19 protein-coding genes are annotated in these 17905 nt (G+C 64.7%); 10 read left to right on the top strand and 9 right to left on the bottom strand.

All coding sequences use genetic code 11. The features are described from left to right. Nucleotides 1–64: 64 nt before the first annotated feature. Nucleotides 65–940: an MBL fold metallo-hydrolase gene (locus tag LX70_RS01550; protein ID WP_105512773.1), complete on the top strand. Its 876-nt coding sequence runs from the start codon at nt 65–67 to the stop codon at nt 938–940. 12 nt (nt 941–952) lie between these two features. On the opposite strand, the gene LX70_RS01545 is transcribed toward LX70_RS01550, so the two are convergent. Continuing rightward, nucleotides 953–2131: an NAD(P)/FAD-dependent oxidoreductase gene (locus LX70_RS01545; protein ID WP_105512772.1), complete on the bottom strand. Its 1179-nt coding sequence runs from the start codon at nt 2129–2131 to the stop codon at nt 953–955. Between the two features lie 202 nt (nt 2132–2333). On the opposite strand from LX70_RS01545, the gene LX70_RS01540 reads away from it, so the two are divergent. Together LX70_RS01540 and LX70_RS01535 are read left to right on the top strand one after the other, a co-directional pair. Beyond that, nucleotides 2334–3104, top strand: coding sequence for a helix-turn-helix transcriptional regulator (locus LX70_RS01540; protein ID WP_105512771.1), 771 nt, complete (start codon nt 2334–2336; stop codon nt 3102–3104). 481 nt (nt 3105–3585) lie between these two features. Continuing rightward, the gene (locus tag LX70_RS01535) at nt 3586–5271 is read left to right on the top strand and encodes a tryptophan halogenase family protein (protein WP_105512770.1); all 1686 of its coding nucleotides are present in this window, start codon (nt 3586–3588) and stop codon (nt 5269–5271) included. A 53-nt stretch (nt 5272–5324) separates the two neighbouring features. Here LX70_RS01535 and tsf read toward each other — a convergent pair whose 3' ends face one another. From tsf to LX70_RS01520, 3 genes are all read right to left on the bottom strand, one after another. Further along, nucleotides 5325–6233, bottom strand: coding sequence for a translation elongation factor Ts (tsf, locus tag LX70_RS01530; protein ID WP_105512769.1), 909 nt, complete (start codon nt 6231–6233; stop codon nt 5325–5327). 96 nt (nt 6234–6329) lie between these two features. After that, nucleotides 6330–7103, bottom strand: coding sequence for a 30S ribosomal protein S2 (gene rpsB, locus LX70_RS01525; protein ID WP_105513545.1), 774 nt, complete (start codon nt 7101–7103; stop codon nt 6330–6332). Nucleotides 7104–7263: 160 nt separating this feature from the next. Next, nucleotides 7264–7944: a DUF2461 domain-containing protein gene (locus LX70_RS01520; protein ID WP_105512768.1), complete on the bottom strand. Its 681-nt coding sequence runs from the start codon at nt 7942–7944 to the stop codon at nt 7264–7266. Between the two features lie 72 nt (nt 7945–8016). Here LX70_RS01520 and LX70_RS01515 point away from each other — a divergent pair, with 72 nt between their 5' ends. From LX70_RS01515 to LX70_RS01500, 4 genes are all read left to right on the top strand, one after another. Continuing rightward, on the top strand, nt 8017–8349 hold the full coding sequence (locus tag LX70_RS01515; protein ID WP_105512767.1) for a cupin domain-containing protein: 333 nt from the start codon (nt 8017–8019) through the stop codon (nt 8347–8349). Nucleotides 8350–8387: 38 nt separating this feature from the next. Then, nucleotides 8388–9281 (top strand): PfkB family carbohydrate kinase, encoded by an 894-nt coding sequence (locus tag LX70_RS01510; RefSeq protein ID WP_105512766.1) that lies wholly within the window; start codon nt 8388–8390, stop codon nt 9279–9281. Beyond that, nucleotides 9278–10198: a pseudouridine-5'-phosphate glycosidase gene (locus LX70_RS01505; protein ID WP_105512765.1), complete on the top strand. Its 921-nt coding sequence runs from the start codon at nt 9278–9280 to the stop codon at nt 10196–10198. Before LX70_RS01510 ends, LX70_RS01505 begins: the two co-directional genes overlap by 4 nt. A gap of 84 nt (nt 10199–10282) precedes the next feature. Next, a complete protein-coding gene (locus LX70_RS01500) occupies nt 10283–11068 on the top strand; it encodes a DUF502 domain-containing protein (RefSeq protein WP_105512764.1) in 786 nt (261 codons plus the stop codon). On the opposite strand, the gene LX70_RS01495 is transcribed toward LX70_RS01500, so the two are convergent. Continuing rightward, entirely contained in the window at nt 11057–12094 is a 1038-nt protein-coding gene (locus LX70_RS01495; RefSeq protein WP_105512763.1) for a patatin-like phospholipase family protein, read from the bottom strand. The genes LX70_RS01500 and LX70_RS01495 overlap by 12 nt on opposite strands. A gap of 97 nt (nt 12095–12191) precedes the next feature. Next, entirely contained in the window at nt 12192–12965 is a 774-nt protein-coding gene (locus LX70_RS01490; RefSeq protein ID WP_105512762.1) for a 3-hydroxybutyrate dehydrogenase, read from the bottom strand. 354 nt (nt 12966–13319) lie between these two features. On the opposite strand from LX70_RS01490, the gene LX70_RS01485 reads away from it, so the two are divergent. The 3 genes from LX70_RS01485 to LX70_RS01475 all read left to right on the top strand — a co-directional run bounded on the left by LX70_RS01485 (nt 13320) and on the right by LX70_RS01475 (nt 15668). Beyond that, nucleotides 13320–15134 (top strand): extracellular solute-binding protein, encoded by a 1815-nt coding sequence (locus tag LX70_RS01485; protein ID WP_105512761.1) that lies wholly within the window; start codon nt 13320–13322, stop codon nt 15132–15134. A gap of 4 nt (nt 15135–15138) precedes the next feature. After that, entirely contained in the window at nt 15139–15252 is a 114-nt protein-coding gene (locus LX70_RS01480; RefSeq protein WP_105512760.1) for an entericidin EcnA/B family protein, read from the top strand. Nucleotides 15253–15350: 98 nt separating this feature from the next. Continuing rightward, nucleotides 15351–15668 (top strand): hypothetical protein, encoded by a 318-nt coding sequence (locus LX70_RS01475; RefSeq protein ID WP_105512759.1) that lies wholly within the window; start codon nt 15351–15353, stop codon nt 15666–15668. A 9-nt stretch (nt 15669–15677) separates the two neighbouring features. Here the strand turns inward: LX70_RS01475 and phoB are convergent, their stop codons facing one another. From phoB to pstB, 3 genes are read right to left on the bottom strand one after another with little or no spacing between them, the layout of a single operon-like run. Beyond that, on the bottom strand, nt 15678–16361 hold the full coding sequence (gene phoB / locus LX70_RS01470) for a phosphate regulon transcriptional regulator PhoB (RefSeq protein ID WP_105512758.1): 684 nt from the start codon (nt 16359–16361) through the stop codon (nt 15678–15680). Nucleotides 16362–16363: 2 nt separating this feature from the next. Continuing rightward, the gene (gene phoU, locus LX70_RS01465; protein ID WP_105512757.1) at nt 16364–17077 is read right to left on the bottom strand and encodes a phosphate signaling complex protein PhoU; all 714 of its coding nucleotides are present in this window, start codon (nt 17075–17077) and stop codon (nt 16364–16366) included. 15 nt (nt 17078–17092) lie between these two features. Further along, on the bottom strand, nt 17093–17890 hold the full coding sequence (gene pstB / locus LX70_RS01460) for a phosphate ABC transporter ATP-binding protein PstB (protein ID WP_105513544.1): 798 nt from the start codon (nt 17888–17890) through the stop codon (nt 17093–17095). Nucleotides 17891–17905: the final 15 nt, after the last annotated feature.

The following is a 17905-nucleotide window of genomic DNA, read 5'->3' as shown; positions in this document are numbered from 1 at the left end:
TCACGCATTGATATGCGTCCCCCTGCCCCCATATTCTCGCAAAGGACGATCGGGGAGAAACGCCATGCCGTCAGATGTCAAACCGCTGGTCCACGGGATCTTCGACGAGGCGACGAACACCGTCACCTATGTCGTCCGCGACCCGGAAAGCCGGGCCTGCGCGATCATCGATTCCGTGCTGGATTTCGACTATGCCTCGGGCCGGACCGATACCCGTTCCGCCGACCGGGTGATCGACCATGTGCGGGCCGAGGGGCTTGACCCGGTCTGGATCCTTGAAACCCATGTCCATGCCGATCACCTGTCCGCCGCGCCCTATATACAGGCGCGTATCGGCGGCAAGATCGGCATTGGCGAGAAGATCACCGTGGTGCAGGACACGTTCGGCAAGATCTTCAACGAGGGGACGGAGTTTCAGCGCGACGGCAGCCAGTTCGACCGCCTGTTCCGCGAGGGGGATACGTTCGAGATTGGTGCGCTCAGTGGCCGGGTCCTGCACACGCCGGGCCACACACCCGCCTGCCTGACCTATGTCATCGGGGACGCGGCTTTCGTCGGCGATACGCTTTTCATGCCCGATTTCGGCACCGCGCGCTGCGACTTTCCCGGCGGGTCGGCGGAGATGCTATATGCCTCGATCCAGAAGATCCTGTCGCTGCCGGACGCGACGCGGATCTTCGTTGGCCATGACTACAAGCCCGAGGGGCGCGACACGTTCGTCTGGGAAACCACCGTGGCCGAGGAACGGGCGAAGAACGTCCATATCGGCGGCGGGCGGAGTGCTGCGGAGTTCGTGACGATGCGCGAGGCGCGCGACAAGACGCTGGGGATGCCGAAGCTGATTATCCCCTCGCTTCAGGTCAACATGCGCGCGGGCCAGATGCCGCCCAAGGACGATCAGGGCAAGACCTATCTGAAGGTGCCGGTGAACGGGCTTTGAGGGCGTGCCGCGTCAGACCACCGCGCGTTCCAGAAACGGCGTCCCGCTCAGCACCCGGTCGGGGGACAGGGGCGAAAGGTCGATGGTGCTGTATCCCCCGCTCAGCATAAGTTCCGACAGCCCGCGCCCGACCGCCGGGGCCTGTTGCAGCCCGTGGCCGGAAAACCCGGCGGCGACGAAGAAATTCGCGTAGCCCGGCCACAGCCCGATGATCGCGTTCTGGTCAAGCCGGTTGTAATCGTAATGCCCGGTCCAGAAGCGCTGCACCTTGACGGCATCGAAGCCCTCGGCGCGGTTGTAGAGCCGTTCCCAGATCAGCTCCTCGAACTGGGCGTGGTCGGGTTCCCAGTCGTCGGGGTCGCAGGGGCCGTCCTCATCGGGGACCGTGGCGGTGATCCAGCCGTGATGTTCGGGCCTGAGGTAGATGCCTGAATGATCGACGATCAGCGGCGCGTCGGGGTGGCGGGCGTTCGGGCTGTCGATCAGGAAGACGGTGCGCTTACGCGTCTCGACCGGCAGGTCGATGCCCGCCATGGCGGCGATGCGGGTGCTGCCGGTCCCGGCGGTGCAAAGCACCTGCCCCGCCGCATGGGTCGCGCCGGAGGCGAGCGTGACGCCGGTGATCCGGTCACCTTCGCGGTCCAGGCCCACCACCTCATCGGCGGTAAAGACCGCCCCACGGGCGATGGCGGCGGCGCGAAAGCCGTTCAGAAGGCCCATATTGTCGAACCAGCCCTCATCGCGGGGGCCGAAGCTGCCCGCGACGACATCGTCGAGGGTCATCCAGGGGAAGCGCCGGGCAAGCGCGTCGCGGTCGAGAACCTCGGTCGCGGCGCCAAGGCCGCGCTGCATGGCGGCGATCTCCTCCATCACCGCCCTGCCCGCCTCCGTCCCGGTCAGGAAGAGATAGCCATTCTCCTTCAGGCCCAGCGACGGCACGCCGCCCTCTGGCCCGATGAAGTCGCCGAAGTTGCGGATGACGTCGATGCCGAAGCGTGAGATTTCCACGTTCACGGGGTTTGAAAACTGCTGCCGGACCGAGGCGACCGACAGCGCGGTTGCCGCGCGGGCATAGGTCGGGTCCTTTTCCACCACCAGAACCCGCAGTCCCGGCACCGCCCCCATCAGCCACCACGCCGCCGAAGCGCCGGTCACCGCGCCGCCGATTATCACCACGTCCCAGCTTGCCATTCCGGCCCCCTTCCGCCTGCGAACGCCCCACTCTCTCGACAGATGAGTCTGGGCGTGGCAAATAACTATGGGGATTCTTTATGATGCGCGATGTCAACTTTGCCATCCGGCACAGTTTTTTTCGGCTGATGAGCCCGTGTCGGTGCGGCGACGGGTGGTGTTCTGGTACCCCTCAGGCAAGTATTGATTGAAGGCGGCTTCTATGACGGAAATCAGCCCGCTCATTCCACATATGGAACGTGTCCTTGAGGCGAAGACGATCCAGGAGATCTGGGCGCTTCATCTGGCCAAGATGGCAGAATACGGGTTCGACCGGCTGCTTTACGGCTTCACCCGGTTCCGCACCGCCCAGACGCAGTTCGGCAGCGCCGAAGACCTCTTGATGCTGTCGAACCATGATGAGGCCTATATCGACGCCTTCGTCCGGTCGGGCCTTTACAACCACGCGCCGATGGTCCGTTGGGCGTTGGAGAATGAAGGGCCGGCCTCATGGCGGTTGCTTCAACAGGTGGTGGCAATGGGCGACCTGACGCAGACGGAGCGTAAGGTCGTGGAATTGAACCAGAAATTCGGCGTGACGGCCGGCTATTCGATCAGTTTTCGTGATATGTCGGTGCGTGCCAAGGGGGCGATCGGCCTTTGCGCCCGCCGCGATGTGACCCAGGACGCGGTAGAGGAGGTCTGGGCCGAACACGGGCGGGAGATCACGGTGGCCAACAACCTTGTCCATCTGAAGCTGACCTCGATGCCCTTCGCCTCATCCCGCCGGGCGCTGACGCCGCGTCAGCGCGAGGCGCTGGAATGGGTGGGCGACGGCAAGACCATGCAGGACATCGCCACGATCATGGGGCTGACCCCGGCGACGGTGGAAAAGCATCTGCGCCTTGCGCGCGAGGCGCTGGACGTGGACACGACGGCGCAGGCGGTCCTGAAGGCTTCCTATCAGAATCAGATCTTTATCGAGGCGAACTGAGTCGCGCCGTGAAGCGGCCGGGCTCCCGCGAGGGTAGATTCGGCCTGTCGAGGTAAGGATTCTCGTACTTCCCTTACGCTGGGTAAACAGGCACTCTCACCCCTGTTCCGTGAGTGGTGGCATTGGCCAGGAACAAGCGACCCGGACCAGCCCGCAATTTGCGGGGGAACGGGAAGCTCCGGGAAACCGGACGCCGGGCCTGTCGGGTGCATTTCACACCTGGCAGGCGCGGCACCAGACGCGCCCTGTCCTCATCCCCAACAGGTGCGGCGCGCATTACGGGAGCGGTGTGTGCTTTGGTCGGCGCACGCCGCTTTCCGTCGTTTGCCCCCTGCGACGCGCCCAGGACCGGCGATCCGGTTGGCGCCCGGCGCGGGCGCCCAGCCATGCTTTTGCATCATATCCCTTATGCGAAGGGCGCAAAGCTGCTATACCGCGCCCCAAAAAACCAAAAAAAAGCAAAAACCAGGGACGGAAGCACATGAATAATCGTTTGCGTAAGATCACCATCGTTGGTGGTGGGACGGCGGGTTGGATGACCGCCTTGATCCTTGAAACCGAGTTTTCGCACACCTCGTCGCCCAAGGATCGCCCGCGTATCTGCCTGATCGAAAGCCCGAATATCGCCACCGTGGGCGTGGGCGAGGCGACGGTGCCGGAAATGCCGCGCAGGCTGCGCCTTGCCGGGATTTCCGAGCGGGATTTCTTCCGTGAGACCAACGCCTCATTCAAGCTCGGGGTGAAGTTCTGCAACTGGAACACGGATGCGCAGGGCAATCGCATCGACTATGTGAACCCCTTTGCCTATGGCCAGATGCTGGAAGGGGTGGATGCGGCCGAGTATTTCCTGCGCTTCGGCAATGGCGACATGGATTTCACCCAGTCCATCACCCCGCATGACGATCTGGCCCGTCACTGCAAGGGCGCGCGGCCGCTGGGGGAGCCGGAGTTTCAGCAGCGCTTCGGCTATGCCTACCATCTGGACGCGGTGAAATTCGCGGGCATGCTTGCGAAGTTCTGCACCAAGCGCGGGGTGGAACATATCCGCGATGAGGTGCAATCGGTCGAGCTGGATGAAGAGGGCAATGTCGGCCACCTGATGCTTGAACGCGCGGGGCGCCATGACGTCGAGATGGTCGTGGATTGCACCGGGTTTCGCGGGCTTATCATCAATCAGGCGCTTGGCGAGCCGTTTCTGGATTATTCGGCCTATCTGCCCAACGACCGGGCCATGGCCTTGCAGATCGAACATCCCGACCCGGACAGGATCGAAAGCCTGACGCGTTCCACCGCGCTTGGCGCGGGCTGGACGTGGCGGGTGCCGCTCTATAACCGGGTTGGCACCGGCTATGTCTATTCCTCTGCCCACCGGACGGACGATCAGGCGGCGGCGGAATATCTCGACTGGCTGGGCGACAGCGGCAAGGGCGCGACGCCGCGTATCATTCCGATGCGGATCGGGCGGATGCGCAACGGCTGGGTCAAGAACTGTGTGGCGATCGGTCTCTCTGGCGGGTTCATCGAGCCGCTGGAAAGCACCGCGATCCACATGATCGACTATTCGGTGCGCTGGCTGGCCGAGAACCTGCCGACGCGCGCGATCGAGCCGTCGCTGCGGACAAGATACAATCGCGAGATGGACCGGCTTTACAATGAGGTGCTGGATTTCATCTGCCTGCATTATCGCCTGAACAACCGCACCGACGACCCGTACTGGATCGACGCGCGGACAGAGATGAAGATCCCCGATCGCCTGGCCGAGAACCTTGAGCTTTGGCAGCACCGGCTGCCGGTCGAACGCGACATCGAGTCCGCTACGCTCTTCAGCCATCGCGTCTATCAGGCGGTTCTTCTGGGCAAGCAGGTTTACGATACAGGCTTTGGCGCCGGTATCCGCGACCGGATCCGGCCGCTGAAGAAGCCGATCTGGTTTCAGTTCTGCAAGAACGCGAAGGCCGACCTTGCGCAGATCCTCAAGGCGATGCCGGATCACAAGACGCTGCTCCGTGATATCCGGGGGGAGCTTGATCGACCGGCCTTCGGCATGGCGCTGGCGGCGAAGCCGACGGTGGCGATGCCGGGGGCCGCGATGGCGCCCGTAGTGGTTCAGAACATGCCCAACTTCGCCGAAATCCAGAGCGGCAAGAAGGATTTGCAGCTGTTCTGAAATGAAAACGGCCGGGCGCGTTGGCCCGGCCGTTTCCTGCATGTCCGAAGGGCTTAAGCGCCGCGGGTCTTGGCGACCTCGGCGGCGAAATCCTCTTCCTTCTTCTCGATGCCTTCGCCGACCATCACGCGGGCATAGCCGGTGATCTCGACGCCCGCGTCCTTGGCCGCCTGTTCGACGGTCAGGTCCGGGTTGATGACGAATTGCTGGCCAAGAAGCGTGTTCTCGGACAGGAATTTCTTCATCCGGCCGGGGATGATGTTGTTGTGGATCACCTGATCCGGCTTCGGCTTGGCCGAGGTGGCGTTTTCTTCCAGCGCCTTCTGGGTCTGGACCTGAAGCTCACGCTCCAACACGGCCGGGTCAAGCTGCGCCTCCGACAGCGCCAGCGGCGAGGTCGCGGCGATGTGCATCGCGAACTGCTTGCCGATCTCTTGCGCTTTGTCCTTCGGACCCTTCACGGCGACGAGAACGCCGATCTTGCCCATGCCTTCGGCCGCGGCGGAGTGGACATAGGACACGACCGTGTCGCCTTCCAGAACGTGCATCCGGCGCAGGGTCATGTTTTCGCCGATGCGCGCGATGGCGTCGGTCAGAACCTGTTCCACCGGCTTGCCGTTCAGATGCGTGGCTTTCAGGACCTCAAGATCCTCGCCCGTCTGAAGGGCGACATTGGTGATGTCGCGGACCATGTCCTGGAAATCGGCGTTCTTGGCGACGAAGTCGGTTTCCGAGTTGATCTCGATCGCGACGCCACGGCCGTCATTGACGGCAACGCCGATCAGGCCCTCGGCCGCGACGCGGTCGGCCTTCTTGGCGGCCTTGGCAAGGCCCTTGGTGCGCAGCCAGTCAACGGCGGCTTCCATGTCGCCATCGACCTCGGTCAGCGCTTTTTTCGCATCCATCATGCCTGCGCCGGTCGCTTCGCGCAGTTCCTTCACCATCTGTGCGGTGATCGCCATGTCTGGCTCTCCTTCAACTTCGAAATGGGTCAGGCGGGGCATATCCCCGCCTGATGACTGTCGCGTGACAGGGGCCTGTGCGGCCCCCTGCCCCGATCAGGCCTCGGCGCCCTCGGCGACGGTCTCTTCCTCGGGTGCCGCTTCCAGCGCGCCAAGGTCGATGCCGGCCGCGCCCATCTGGGCGGACATGCCGTCAAGCGCGGCACGGCTGACGAGGTCGCAGTAAAGCGCGATGGCGCGGGCGGCGTCGTCGTTGCCGGGGATGATGTAATCCACACCCTTGGGCGAGCAGTTGGTGTCGACCACGGCCACGACCGGGATGCCCAGCTTCTGCGCTTCGAGGATGGCGAGGTCTTCCTTGTTCACGTCGATGATGAACAGAAGGTCCGGCAGGCCGCCCATCTCGCGGATACCGCCAAGCGAGGCCTGAAGTTTCGCCTGCTCACGCTCCATGCCCAGACGCTCTTTCTTGGTCAGGCCTTCCGCGCCGGATGCCATGACCTCGTCGATCTGCTTGAGACGCGCGATCGACTGGGACACGGTCTTCCAGTTGGTCAGCGTGCCGCCAAGCCAGCGGTGGTTCATGTAGTATTGCGCGCATTTCTCGGCGGCCTCGGCCACCGGCTTTTGCGCCTGCCGCTTGGTGCCGACGAAAAGGATGCGGCCGCCCTTGGCCACCGTTTCGCGGATCACGTTCAGCGCGGCGTCCAGCATCGGGACGGTCTGCGTCAGGTCGATGATGTGAATGCCGTTGCGGTCGCCGTAGATGTATTCGGCCATCCGCGGGTTCCAGCGCTGCGTCTGGTGACCGTAGTGAACGCCAGCTTCCAAGAGCTGACGCATGGAGAAATCGGGAAGCGCCATGTCCATTTCCTTTCCGGTTTGCGCCTCGGCGAAGCCCTCACCCCCCGAAAGGGGCAACCGGCGGACCTTGCGGGATGTCTCCCCGCGAAAGCCCAAGCCTCGCCTGTGAAGTGGCGCGCGTATAGGACGGAATTGGCGGCGGCGCAAGCCCCTTGGGCCGGGCGCCTTACAGGTCGTGCAGCCAGGCGACCAGCGGCATCAGCTTGCGGCAGCGTTCCAGCACTTCCTCCACCGCCTCTGGCCCCGCGATCCAGGCGGGCATGAACTGGCTGTCCATCGTGCGCAGGACAAGGCCCTTGTAGCGCAGGAGGAAATCCCATTCCGGGTCTGCCTTGATGCCCTTCGGCAGGGTCTTCAGATGCGGCTCATCCAGATAGCAACCCAGCGCGCGGGCGTCCTCGATCGCGTCCAGCAACTGCTGGCGCGCCTTCGGGTCCTGCACCTTTTCGCGGTAGCGGGTCAGCGACGGCCCGTCGAAGGCATAGCGCCCGGCGCCATAGCCGATCCCGTCGCCGCGCAGGACGAAGTGAAAGCCCGCGCCCTTGTTCGCCCGCTCCCCCGGCCAGAAGATCAGGTGCAGCCACGGCTCATAGGGCGCCTTGTCGGCCGAAAAGCGCGTGTCGCGGTTGATCCGGCGGAGCGAGGCGTTCAGCTTCGCCTCGGCCTTCATGGCCGGGTCCATCGCCGCCATTCCCGGCCCCAGCGCCGCGATGAAGGCAAGCGCGGGGTCCTTCCAGTCCCGCTCATAGCGGTCGCGATTGGCCTCGAACCAGCTGCGGCGGTTATGCTGCGACAGTTCGGTGAGAAATTCGAAGGTCTCGGGCGGGAAACCGGCAAACCGCGACATGGTCGCGCCTCCTTCCTTGTCTGATGGGGCTGCTGGAGGCACTATAGCGCCAAGAGCCGAAAGGACCAAACCATGCCCTTGCCCGACTTCATCCGCGCGATGCCCACGCTCGACATTCCCTTTCCCGACGATGTGGTCAGCGCCAATGCGGTGCGGTCCGAGGCGGGGCTGGTGGTCTTCTTCACCTTCCACAAGGACCTCGATCTGCCCGCCCATGCCCACAAGGCGCAATGGGGGACGGTGATCGAAGGCCAGATCGCGCTGACCATCGACGGCACCACCCGCACCTATCGGCCGGGGGACAGCTATTCGATCCCCTCGGGCGCGGTTCATGCGGTGAAGGTCCCGGCCGGGACCGTGGTCGTGGACGTGTTCGAGGAACCCGACCGCTATCCCCTGCGCTGACACTTGCCGCCCCGCGTGAAAGGCGGCAAGACGGGGGGATGAACAGCCCCGTCGACATTCTCTGCATCGGCTCGGTCCTGTGGGACATCATCGGCCGCACGCCCGCGCATATGGAGGCCGGGGCGGATGTGCCGGGCCGCATCGCGCGGCTGCCCGGCGGGGTGGCGATGAACCTTGCCATGACCTTCGCGCGCTTCGGGCTGCGGCCCGCGCTTCTGACCGCCATCGGCCGCGATGCGGAGGGGGAGGAGCTGACCCGCGCCGCCGCCCGGCTGGGTCTTGTGACCGATCATGCCTATCGCTCGGACGACCTGCCAACCGACCGCTATATGGCGATCGAGGGCGGCAACGGCCTGATCGCCGCCATCGCCGATGCGCATTCGCTGGAGGGCGCGGGGGACAAGATCCTGCGGCCCTTGGCCGACGGGCGGCTGGGGACGGCAGAGGCCCCCTGGACCGGGTTGATCGCGCTTGACGGCAACCTGACGCTGGCGCTTTTGTCGGATATCGCGCGCTCCCCGCTTTTTGCCGCCGCCGACCTGCGTGTCGCGCCCGCCAGCCCCGGCAAGGCGGAACGGTTGCTGCCGCTTCTGCCGCTGGAAAACGCCACGCTTTACGTCAATCTTGAAGAGGCGGGGCTGCTGTGCCAGCGCCGTTTCGCGGGCGCACCAGAAGCGGCCCGCGCGCTGCTGGATCGTGGCGCGCGCCGGGTGCTTGTCACGAATGGCGGTGAGGCGACGGCGGACGGTGCCGGTGCCGACGTGATCGCTGCCGCCCCGCCCCCGGTCCTCGTCACCCGCATCACCGGCGCGGGCGACACCTTCATGGCCGCCCATATCGTCGCCGAACGGCGCGGCGAAGATCGGCCGACCGCCCTGCAATCGGCCCTGCGCGCGGCCGCCCAATATGTCTCGGGAGATATCGGAACATGACCACCCCCCTGCCCCTGACCTTCTCCCCCGAAGTGGCCGAGGCCAGCGCCGCCGGGGCGCCAATTGTTGCGCTTGAATCGACGATCATCACGCACGGAATGCCATTCCCGCAGAACTTGGAAACAGCGCGGCGGGTGGAGGACACGGTCCGCGCCGCAGGCGCCGTGCCTGCGACCATGGCGGTCATGGGCGGCGCGATCCATGCGGGCCTTGACGCCGCGACGCTGGAGACGCTTGCCCGCACGCCCGACGCGCTGAAGCTCTCTCGCGCCGATCTCGCCGCCTGCCTCGCCGCGGGCCGGACCGGCGCCACGACCGTCGCCGCGACGATGATCTGCGCCCATCTGGCGGGGATCGAGGTCTTCGCCACCGGCGGTATCGGCGGCGTCCACCGGGGCGCGGAGGACAGCTTCGACATCTCCGCCGACCTGCACGAACTGGCGCAAACCCCGGTCACGGTCGTCGCCGCCGGGGCCAAGGCGATCCTTGACCTGCCGAAAACGCTTGAGGTGCTGGAAACCCTCGGCGTTCCCGTCATCGCCTATGGTCAGGACGAGTTTCCCGCCTTCTGGTCGCGCTCCTCCGGCCTGCCAGCGCCGCTCAGGATGGACAGCGCGGCCGAGATCGCCGCCGCCCATGCGCTGAAGGCGCGCCTTGGCCTGAAGGGCGGTCAGCTTGTCGCCAACCCGATCCTTGAGGCCGACGAACTGCCGCGCGCGGTGATCCTGCCCCATATCGAGGCCGCGCTGGCCGAGGCAGACGCAAGGGGCATCGCCGCCAAAGCCGTCACCCCCTTCCTGCTGCAACGCATTTTCGAACTGACCGGGGGCCACTCGCTTGACGCCAATATCGCGCTTGTCCTCAACAATGCCCGCCTTGCGGCCGGGATTGCCCGCGCGCTGATCGAGATGCGCTAAGCCAGGCCCCGAACCCGCGCGCGCCCCATTGCCGCGCCGCCTGCCGCCCCCTACATTCAGCGCGAAGAACGGGGCTGGGGCGCAATGACCGACGACCGCGAGACGCATGACATCCTTCATCCCGCGCCGCCCCGCCGCCGCGGGCTTCTGGCGCGGCTTCGGGCGAATTTCCTGACCGGCGTCGTGGTGATCGCCCCGATCGGGTTGACGCTTTGGCTGATCTGGACCGTGACCGGCTGGATCGACAGCTGGGTCTGGCCCTTCATCCCCTCGGGCTACCGCCCCGACGCGCTGATCCGCACCTATTTCTGCGACCTTTCCGACCCCACCGGCCTGCCCTTCTACTGCCAGCCCGACGCGATCCACCTGCGCGGGATCGGCGTCGTCGTCTTCCTGATCTTCACCGTCGTCGTCGGCTGGATCGCCAAGGGCATCATGGGGCGGTCGCTTCTGGCCTGGGGCGAAAGCCTGGTCGACCGGATGCCGGTGGTCCGGTCGGTCTATAACGGCGTCAAGCAGGTCGCGGAAACGGTCTTCAACCAGACCGAGGCGAAGTTCGACAAGGCCTGCCTGATCGAATACCCCCGCCCCGGCATCTGGGCCATCGGCTTTGTCTCGACCGTCGCCAAGGGCGAGGTGCTGGCCAAGCTGCCCGAGGATGAGGTGATGACGGTCTTCCTGCCGACGACACCCAACCCGACCTCGGGTTTCCTGCTTTACGTCCCCAAACGCGACGTGAAGTTCCTGTCGATGACGGTCGAGGATGCGGCAAAGCTGGTGATTTCCGCCGGCCTTGTCTACCCGCCCGCGAAAGACGCCGCCGAAGACGGCCCGGCCGACACCCCGCGCGAAGCGATCTCAGCCGAATAGCGAGGGCAGCTCGACCGAGCTTTTGACGTTCAGGTTGGCGCCATCCTCGGCCAGGAAGCGGTCGGCGGCGGCGCGTCCCGCCTCTTTCAGCGCCAGCAGCAAGCCCGGCCAAGGGGTCATCTTGCTCGACGCCGTCAGCGCGTCCATCAGATCGTCGTCCGAGACGATATGGACCAGAACGTCCTTCATCACGCCCTCGGCCACCGCCTTTCCGGCAATCAGCTTGTTGACGAAATTGATTGCCCGGAATTCGCGCAGGAGCGAGGTGTTGAAGCTGATCTCGTTGATCCGGTCCTGCACCTCGATCACGGTTTTCGGCACCGCATCGCGCACGAAGGGGTTGATGCTGACCACGACGATGTCGCGTGGCAGCGCCGGATCGAACAGCGGGAACAGCGCCGGGTTGCCGGTATAGCCGCCATCCCAATAGGCCTCCATCCGCCCGGTCGCGGGATCGGCGATCTCCACCGCCTGAAACACCGTCGGCAGGCAGGCAGAGGCGAGGATCGCCTCGGTGGTGATCTCATTGCCGGTGAACACGCGGATCTTGCCGCTGCGCACATTGGTGGCGGCGACGCAGAAGAACGGGCCATCGGTGTGACAGACCGCGTCGGAATGAAACTCGGCCACGACGGGTTCCAGCGGATTGGCATAGAACCAGCCGTAGTCATAGGGGCTGACGACGCGCTGCCAGGTGGCCATGGGCGAAAACGGCGCCAGCCGCTCGGTCAGGTCGTTCCAGATCCCCGCCATCGGCAGGAAGGCCCGGAACCAATGCGCCAGCCGCATGTCGCCCACCGCGCCCAGTTGTTCCCAAAGCCAGTCGAGGTTCGCGCGCGCAGCATCCCGCCCCCCGGTCACCAGCCCCGCCTTCAGCGCGGCCCCGTTCAGCGCCCCCGCCGAGGTGCCGGAGATACCGGCGATCTCCACCGTCTCATCCTCAAGCAGCCGGTCGAGAACGCCCCAGGTAAAGGCGCCATGCGCGCCGCCGCCCTGAAGCGCGACATTGATCCGCCGAACAGTCATACGGCCCCTCACTTCTTCGTTGTCAAAATACTCCGGGGGGCTCGCGGGGGGCTGGCCCCCCGCCCGTGTCGCCCGCTTGTGCGGGCGACACGCCACCTCACATCGCGGTCCAGCCGCCATCGACGGAAATCGTCGTCCCGGTGATCTGCGCTGCCGCATCGGAACACAGGAACACCGCCGTCCCGCCGATCTCTTCCACCGTCGCGAACTGGCGCGAGGGCTGGCGGTCCAGCATCACCTCGCGGATCACCGTCTCTCGGTCCATGTTGTGAACCTTCATCTGCTCGGGGATCTGCGCCTCGACCAGCGGGGTCAGCACATAGCCGGGGCAGATCGCGTTGCAGGTCACGCCCTTGCCCGCCGCCTCAAGCGCCACGGTCTTGGTCAGCCCGACGATCCCGTGCTTGGCCGCGATATAGGCCGATTTGAAGGGCGATGCCGTCAGCCCGTGGGCCGAGGCGATGTTGACGATCCGGCCCCAGCCCTTTTCGCGCATCCCCGGCAGCGCCGCCGCGATGGTGTGGAAAGACGAGGTCAGGTTGATCGCGATGATGGCGTTCCACTTCTCGACCGGGAACTCCTCGATCGGGGACACGAACTGGATCCCGGCATTGTTGACCAGGATGTCGCAGCCACCGGCCTTCTCGACCAGCGCCCGGCATTCGTCGCCCTTCGACATGTCGGCCTTGATGTAGCGGACCTTGACGCCGAATTCCTTCGCCATGTCTTCGGCCAGCTTGTGATCCTCATCCCGGTCGGTGAAAGAATTCAGCACCACATCCGCGCCCGCCCGCGCCAGTTCCCGGGCGCATCCCAGACCGATGCCGGAATTCGATCCCGTCACGATGGCCGTCTTGCCGGATAGGGACATTGTCGCCTCCTCGATACATGTTGCAATGCAGCGAACATAGACGCTGCGTTAGCGAATGCCACTGTCTTCACGCGCTTGTGCCGCGGTGGGAGGAAAAGTTGCGAAGATGCGATTCGCGGCGACGGGTCTGGGTTGCGGGTGCCCGGCCCGGGACTACCTCCGACCGAATAAAAAAACGCCCGCACGAGGCGGGCGTTAAGTTATTGAGGCAGGTTTCATACAGGCAAGAAACCTATCGAGCAGTAGCCCCTTTATACGCGGTCCTTCGCCGCTGTCCAAGCTAAAAGTTTGAAAAGCCAAGGAAGCCCGGCTAGCCTTTGGACAAAGACAATGGACATGAGCAGTGTCGCCAGAATGAAAACCATCCCCCTCGGGCTGTCGCGGATTGTCGCGACGGCGATGATCCTGACGCTTGCGGCGCTGCCGCTTCGGGCGGCCCCGCAGCATGGCATAGCTATGTATGGCAAGCCCGCTCTCCCACCCGATTTTGTGTCATTGCCATATGTCAATCCCGATGCGCCCAAGGGCGGGCGGATCGTCATGGGGGTGGGTGGCAGCTTCAATTCGCTCAACCCCTATATCGTGACCGGCACCCCGGTTGAGGGGCTGTCGCTTTACACGTTCGAGACCTTGATGGCCCGATCCATCGACGAACCCTTCTCTCTCTACGGGCTTCTGGCCGAATCGGTCGATACGGACGAAAGCCATACCTGGGTCGAATATACCCTGCGTCCGCAGGCGAAATTCTCCGATGGCAGCCCGGTCACGGTCGAAGACGTGATGTGGAGCTATGAGACATTGGGGACCAAGGGCCATCCGCGCTACCGGGGCGCCTGGTCGCGGGTGGCGAAGATGGAGCAGACCGGCCCGCGTTCGATCCGCTTCACCTTTACCGAACCGGATCGGGAACTGGCGCTTTTGATGGGGATGCGGCCGATCCTGAAAAAGGCGGACTGGGCGGGGAAGGATTTCGAGAAAAGCAGCCTTGATCTGCATATCGGCTCTGGCCCCTACACCGTCGGCAAGGTCGAACCGGGGCGCTATATCAGCTTTCGCCGCGATCCCGATTACTGGGGCAAGGATCTGGCCATCAACCGGGGGCGCTTCAACTTCGATGAAATCCGCTATGACTATTTCGCCGATGAGAACGGGCTTTTTCAGGCCTTTACGGCGGGCCTGACCAACAGCTACCGCGAACCGAACGCGGCGCGCTGGCAGAACGGCTTTGACATTCCCGCCATCGCCTCGGGCGCGGTGGTGAAGTCCGAAATCCCGCATTCGCGCCCTTCGGGGATGATCGGTTTCGTGATGAACCTGCGCAACCCGATCTTCGACGACTGGCGCGTGCGCGAGGCGCTGATCGACGCCTTCAACTTCGAATTCGTCAACATGACGCTGAACGGCGGGACCGAACCGCGCATCACGTCGTATTTCTCCAACTCCGTCCTTGGCATGGATCACGGGCCCGCCACGGGTCGGGTGGCCGATCTTCTGGCGCCCTTTGCCGCCGACCTGCCGCCCGGCACGATCGAGGGTTATTCCCTGCCCGTGGGTTCTGCGGAACGTTCGCTCGACCGCAAGAACCTGAAGACGGCGGTGGGCCTTCTGGCAGATGCCGGATGGACGGTGCAGGACGGGGTGTTGAAGAACGCGGCCGGGGAACCCTTCGCCTTCGAGATTCTCCTCGCCGCCGGATCGACCGAGGCGCAGTCGATCATCGACATCTATGTCGAGGCGCTTAAACGCCTTGGCATCAGCCCGACCGTCACCGTCGCCGACACCGCGCAATTCAAAGAACGGACCGACCGCTACGCCTTCGACATGACCTATATCTGGCGCGCGCTGTCCCTTAGCCCCGGCAATGAGCAGTACCTTTACTGGGGGTCCGAGGTGGCCGACCTGCCCGGCGCGCGGAACTGGGCCGGGATCAAGTCACCCGCCGTGGACAGCCTGATCGGCGCGATGCTGAATTCCGCCAATACCGACGATTTCATCGCCGCGACGCAGGCGCTGGACCGGGTGCTGACGGCGGGGCGCACGGTCATCCCACTCTGGTTTTCAAAGACCAGCAAGATTGCGCATTCGGCAAATCTTCACTATCCCGAACGTATTCCGCTATATGGCGACTGGCCGGGCTTTCAGCCGGAAGTCTGGTGGTATGAGGACTGAGCAGATGAAGAAAATCGCGCTGATCGTGCTTCTTGGCACCCTGGCCGCCTGCAACACCATCGCCGGGGTCGGCGATGATGTCTCCTCGGGCGCGCGCACGGTCCAGAACTGGTTCTGACCCCGTCCACGCGCGCCTATTTTACCGCCGGGTGGCTTTTCCGGCGGGTCGATCGGGTGCAGATTGGACAAGACGATCATTTCCGGGGAGCCGTGGCGATGAAGTGGCATCATGTGCAGGACAACTGGGCGGCCTTCTATGAGGCGATCATCGACCGCTGGCCCGATGCCGATGAGGCGGAGCTGGATGAGATCGACGGCGACCAGCGCGCCTTCATCACCTATATCGCGGAACTGACGGAGCAGGAGCCTGCGGATGCCCGCGACGAAATTCGCGACTGGCTGACCGGGGAACTGCCCTCGGACGTGGTGATGGACCCGCGCCATGACGACCAGTCGATCCGCCTGTCGGGCAAATACCTGCCCGAGGGGGAGGACGAATCCGATGACGACGCGCGCTATGGCGACGGCGAATAGGCCCGCGCCCTACCCCAGCGCGTAACCCGCGCCGCGCACCGTCCTGACCGGATCGTCGCCGCCATGGGCGCAAAGCGCCTTGCGCAGCCGTCCGACATGAACGTCCACGGTGCGCGTATCGACATAGATGTCACGCCCCCAGACCCGGTCCAGCAACTGCTCGCGGCTCCAGACCCGGCCGGGCTTTTCCATGAAGGTCGTCAGCAGGCGGAACTCGGTCGGCCCGAGCTTCAGCAGGTTGCCGTCGCGGTGGACGCGGTGGGTTTCGGGATCAAGGGTGATGTCCTCGTATTCCAGCGCCTCGCCCACGGTCGCGGGGCGCGAGCGGCGCAACTGGGTGCGGACCCGCGCCATCAACTCGGCCACCGAATAGGGTTTGACCATGTAATCGTCGGCGCCGGTTTCCAGCCCGCGGACCAGATCGGTTTCCTCCGACCGGGCCGACAGCATGATGATCGGCACCGCCTTGGTCTCTGCCCGCGATTTCAGGCGGCGGCAGACCTCGATGCCCGAGACATTCGGCAGCATCCAGTCCAGCACGATCAGGTCGGGCGTTTCCTCCGCCACGATCAAAAGCGCCTCTTCGCCATTGTCGGCCTGCTGGACGCGAAAGCCCTCGGCCTCAAGGTTGTAGGCCAGGATCTCGCGTTGCGCGGGTTCGTCCTCGACCACCAGAACAGAGGGTGTCTGCATCCCTAATGGCCCCCGACCCCGACCGTGGTCACGCTTTCGGCCTTGGGCCGCGCCTCATCCGGCATTTCGCCGGTGACGAGGTAGATCACCTGTTCGGCGATGCCGGTCGCGTGATCGCCCATGCGTTCGATGTTCTTGGCGATGAAATGCAGATGCATGCAGGCGGTGATGTTGCGCGGGTCCTCCATCATATGGGTCAGGAACTCGCGAAACAGCGCATTGTACATCTGGTCGACCTCACGGTCGCGGTTGCGCACATCCTCGGCCAGCGCCACATCGCGGTGGATATAGGCGTCAAGCGCGTGGCCCAGCATCTCGACCACCGCCTTCGACATGCGGCGCAGCGACCCGCCGGCACCGGCGATGGCGCTCATCTGGCCAAGGACATGGGCGCGTTTGGCCATGTTCTTGGCATAGTCGCCGACCCGTTCAAGGCTGGCCGCGATGCGCATCACGCTCAGCACCGTGCGCAGGTCGGACGCGGCGGGCGCGCGCAGCGCCAGCAGCCGGGCTGCCTCTTCATGCACGCGCTCTTCCATTGCGTCGATGGCCTTGTCGCCCTGACGGACCTTTTCGGCCAGATCCTCATCGCGCGTCTCAAGCGCCTGGGCGGCGTCGAGGATCGCGGTTTCGACCATGCCGCCCATCTTCATGACCATCGCCTGAATGGCTTCCAGATCGCGGTCGAAGGATTTGACGATGTGCTTTTCGTTCATTCTGTCCCCCAAGGGTCAACCGATGCGGCCGGTGATGTAGCTTTCCGTCCTGGGATCGCCGGGATTGGTGAAGATCTGGTCGGTAGCGCCGAATTCCACAAGATTGCCGAGGTGGAAGAAGGCGGTGCGCTGGCTGACCCGCGCGGCCTGCTGCATGGAATGGGTCACGATCACGACCGAGAATTGCGCCCGAAGCTCGTCGATCAACTCCTCCACCTGCGCGGTGGCGATGGGGTCAAGCGCGGAACAGGGTTCGTCCATCAACAGCACCTCGGGCGAGGTCGCGACCGCGCGCGCGATGCAAAGCCGCTGCTGCTGGCCGCCCGACAGGCCGGTGCCGGGCGCGTGCAGCCGGTCCTTGACCTCGGCCCAAAGTGCGGCGCGGCGGAGCGAGGTTTCGACGACCTCGTCCAGTTCCGCCTTGGTGCGGGTCAGGCCATGGATACGCGGGCCGTAGGCGACGTTGTCATAGATCGACTTCGGGAAGGGGTTCGGCTTTTGAAACACCATGCCGACCTTGGCGCGCAACTGCACCGGATCGACGCGCCGGTCATAGATATTCTCGCCATCCAGAAGGATCGTCCCTTCCACCCGGCAGCCGGGGATGGTGTCGTTCATCCGGTTCAGCGAGCGCAGGAAGGTCGACTTGCCGCAGCCCGACGGGCCGATGAAGGCGGTGACCATGCGCGCGTTGATGTCCACATCGACGTCCCGGATGGCGTGGTTGTCGCCGTAATAGACCTGCGCCTTGCGGGCAGAGATCTTGACGTCGGCGACCTCGGTCCTGGGATCGACCCGTGTCATGTCGTTCATCGTCGAAGCCTCCAT

The organism is Albidovulum denitrificans (genome assembly GCF_002973535.1).
GTDB lineage: Bacteria > Pseudomonadota > Alphaproteobacteria > Rhodobacterales > Rhodobacteraceae > Albidovulum > Albidovulum denitrificans.
The sequence above is the reverse complement of the archived record's forward strand: the minus strand, read 5'-3'. Positions and strand labels throughout refer to the sequence as shown.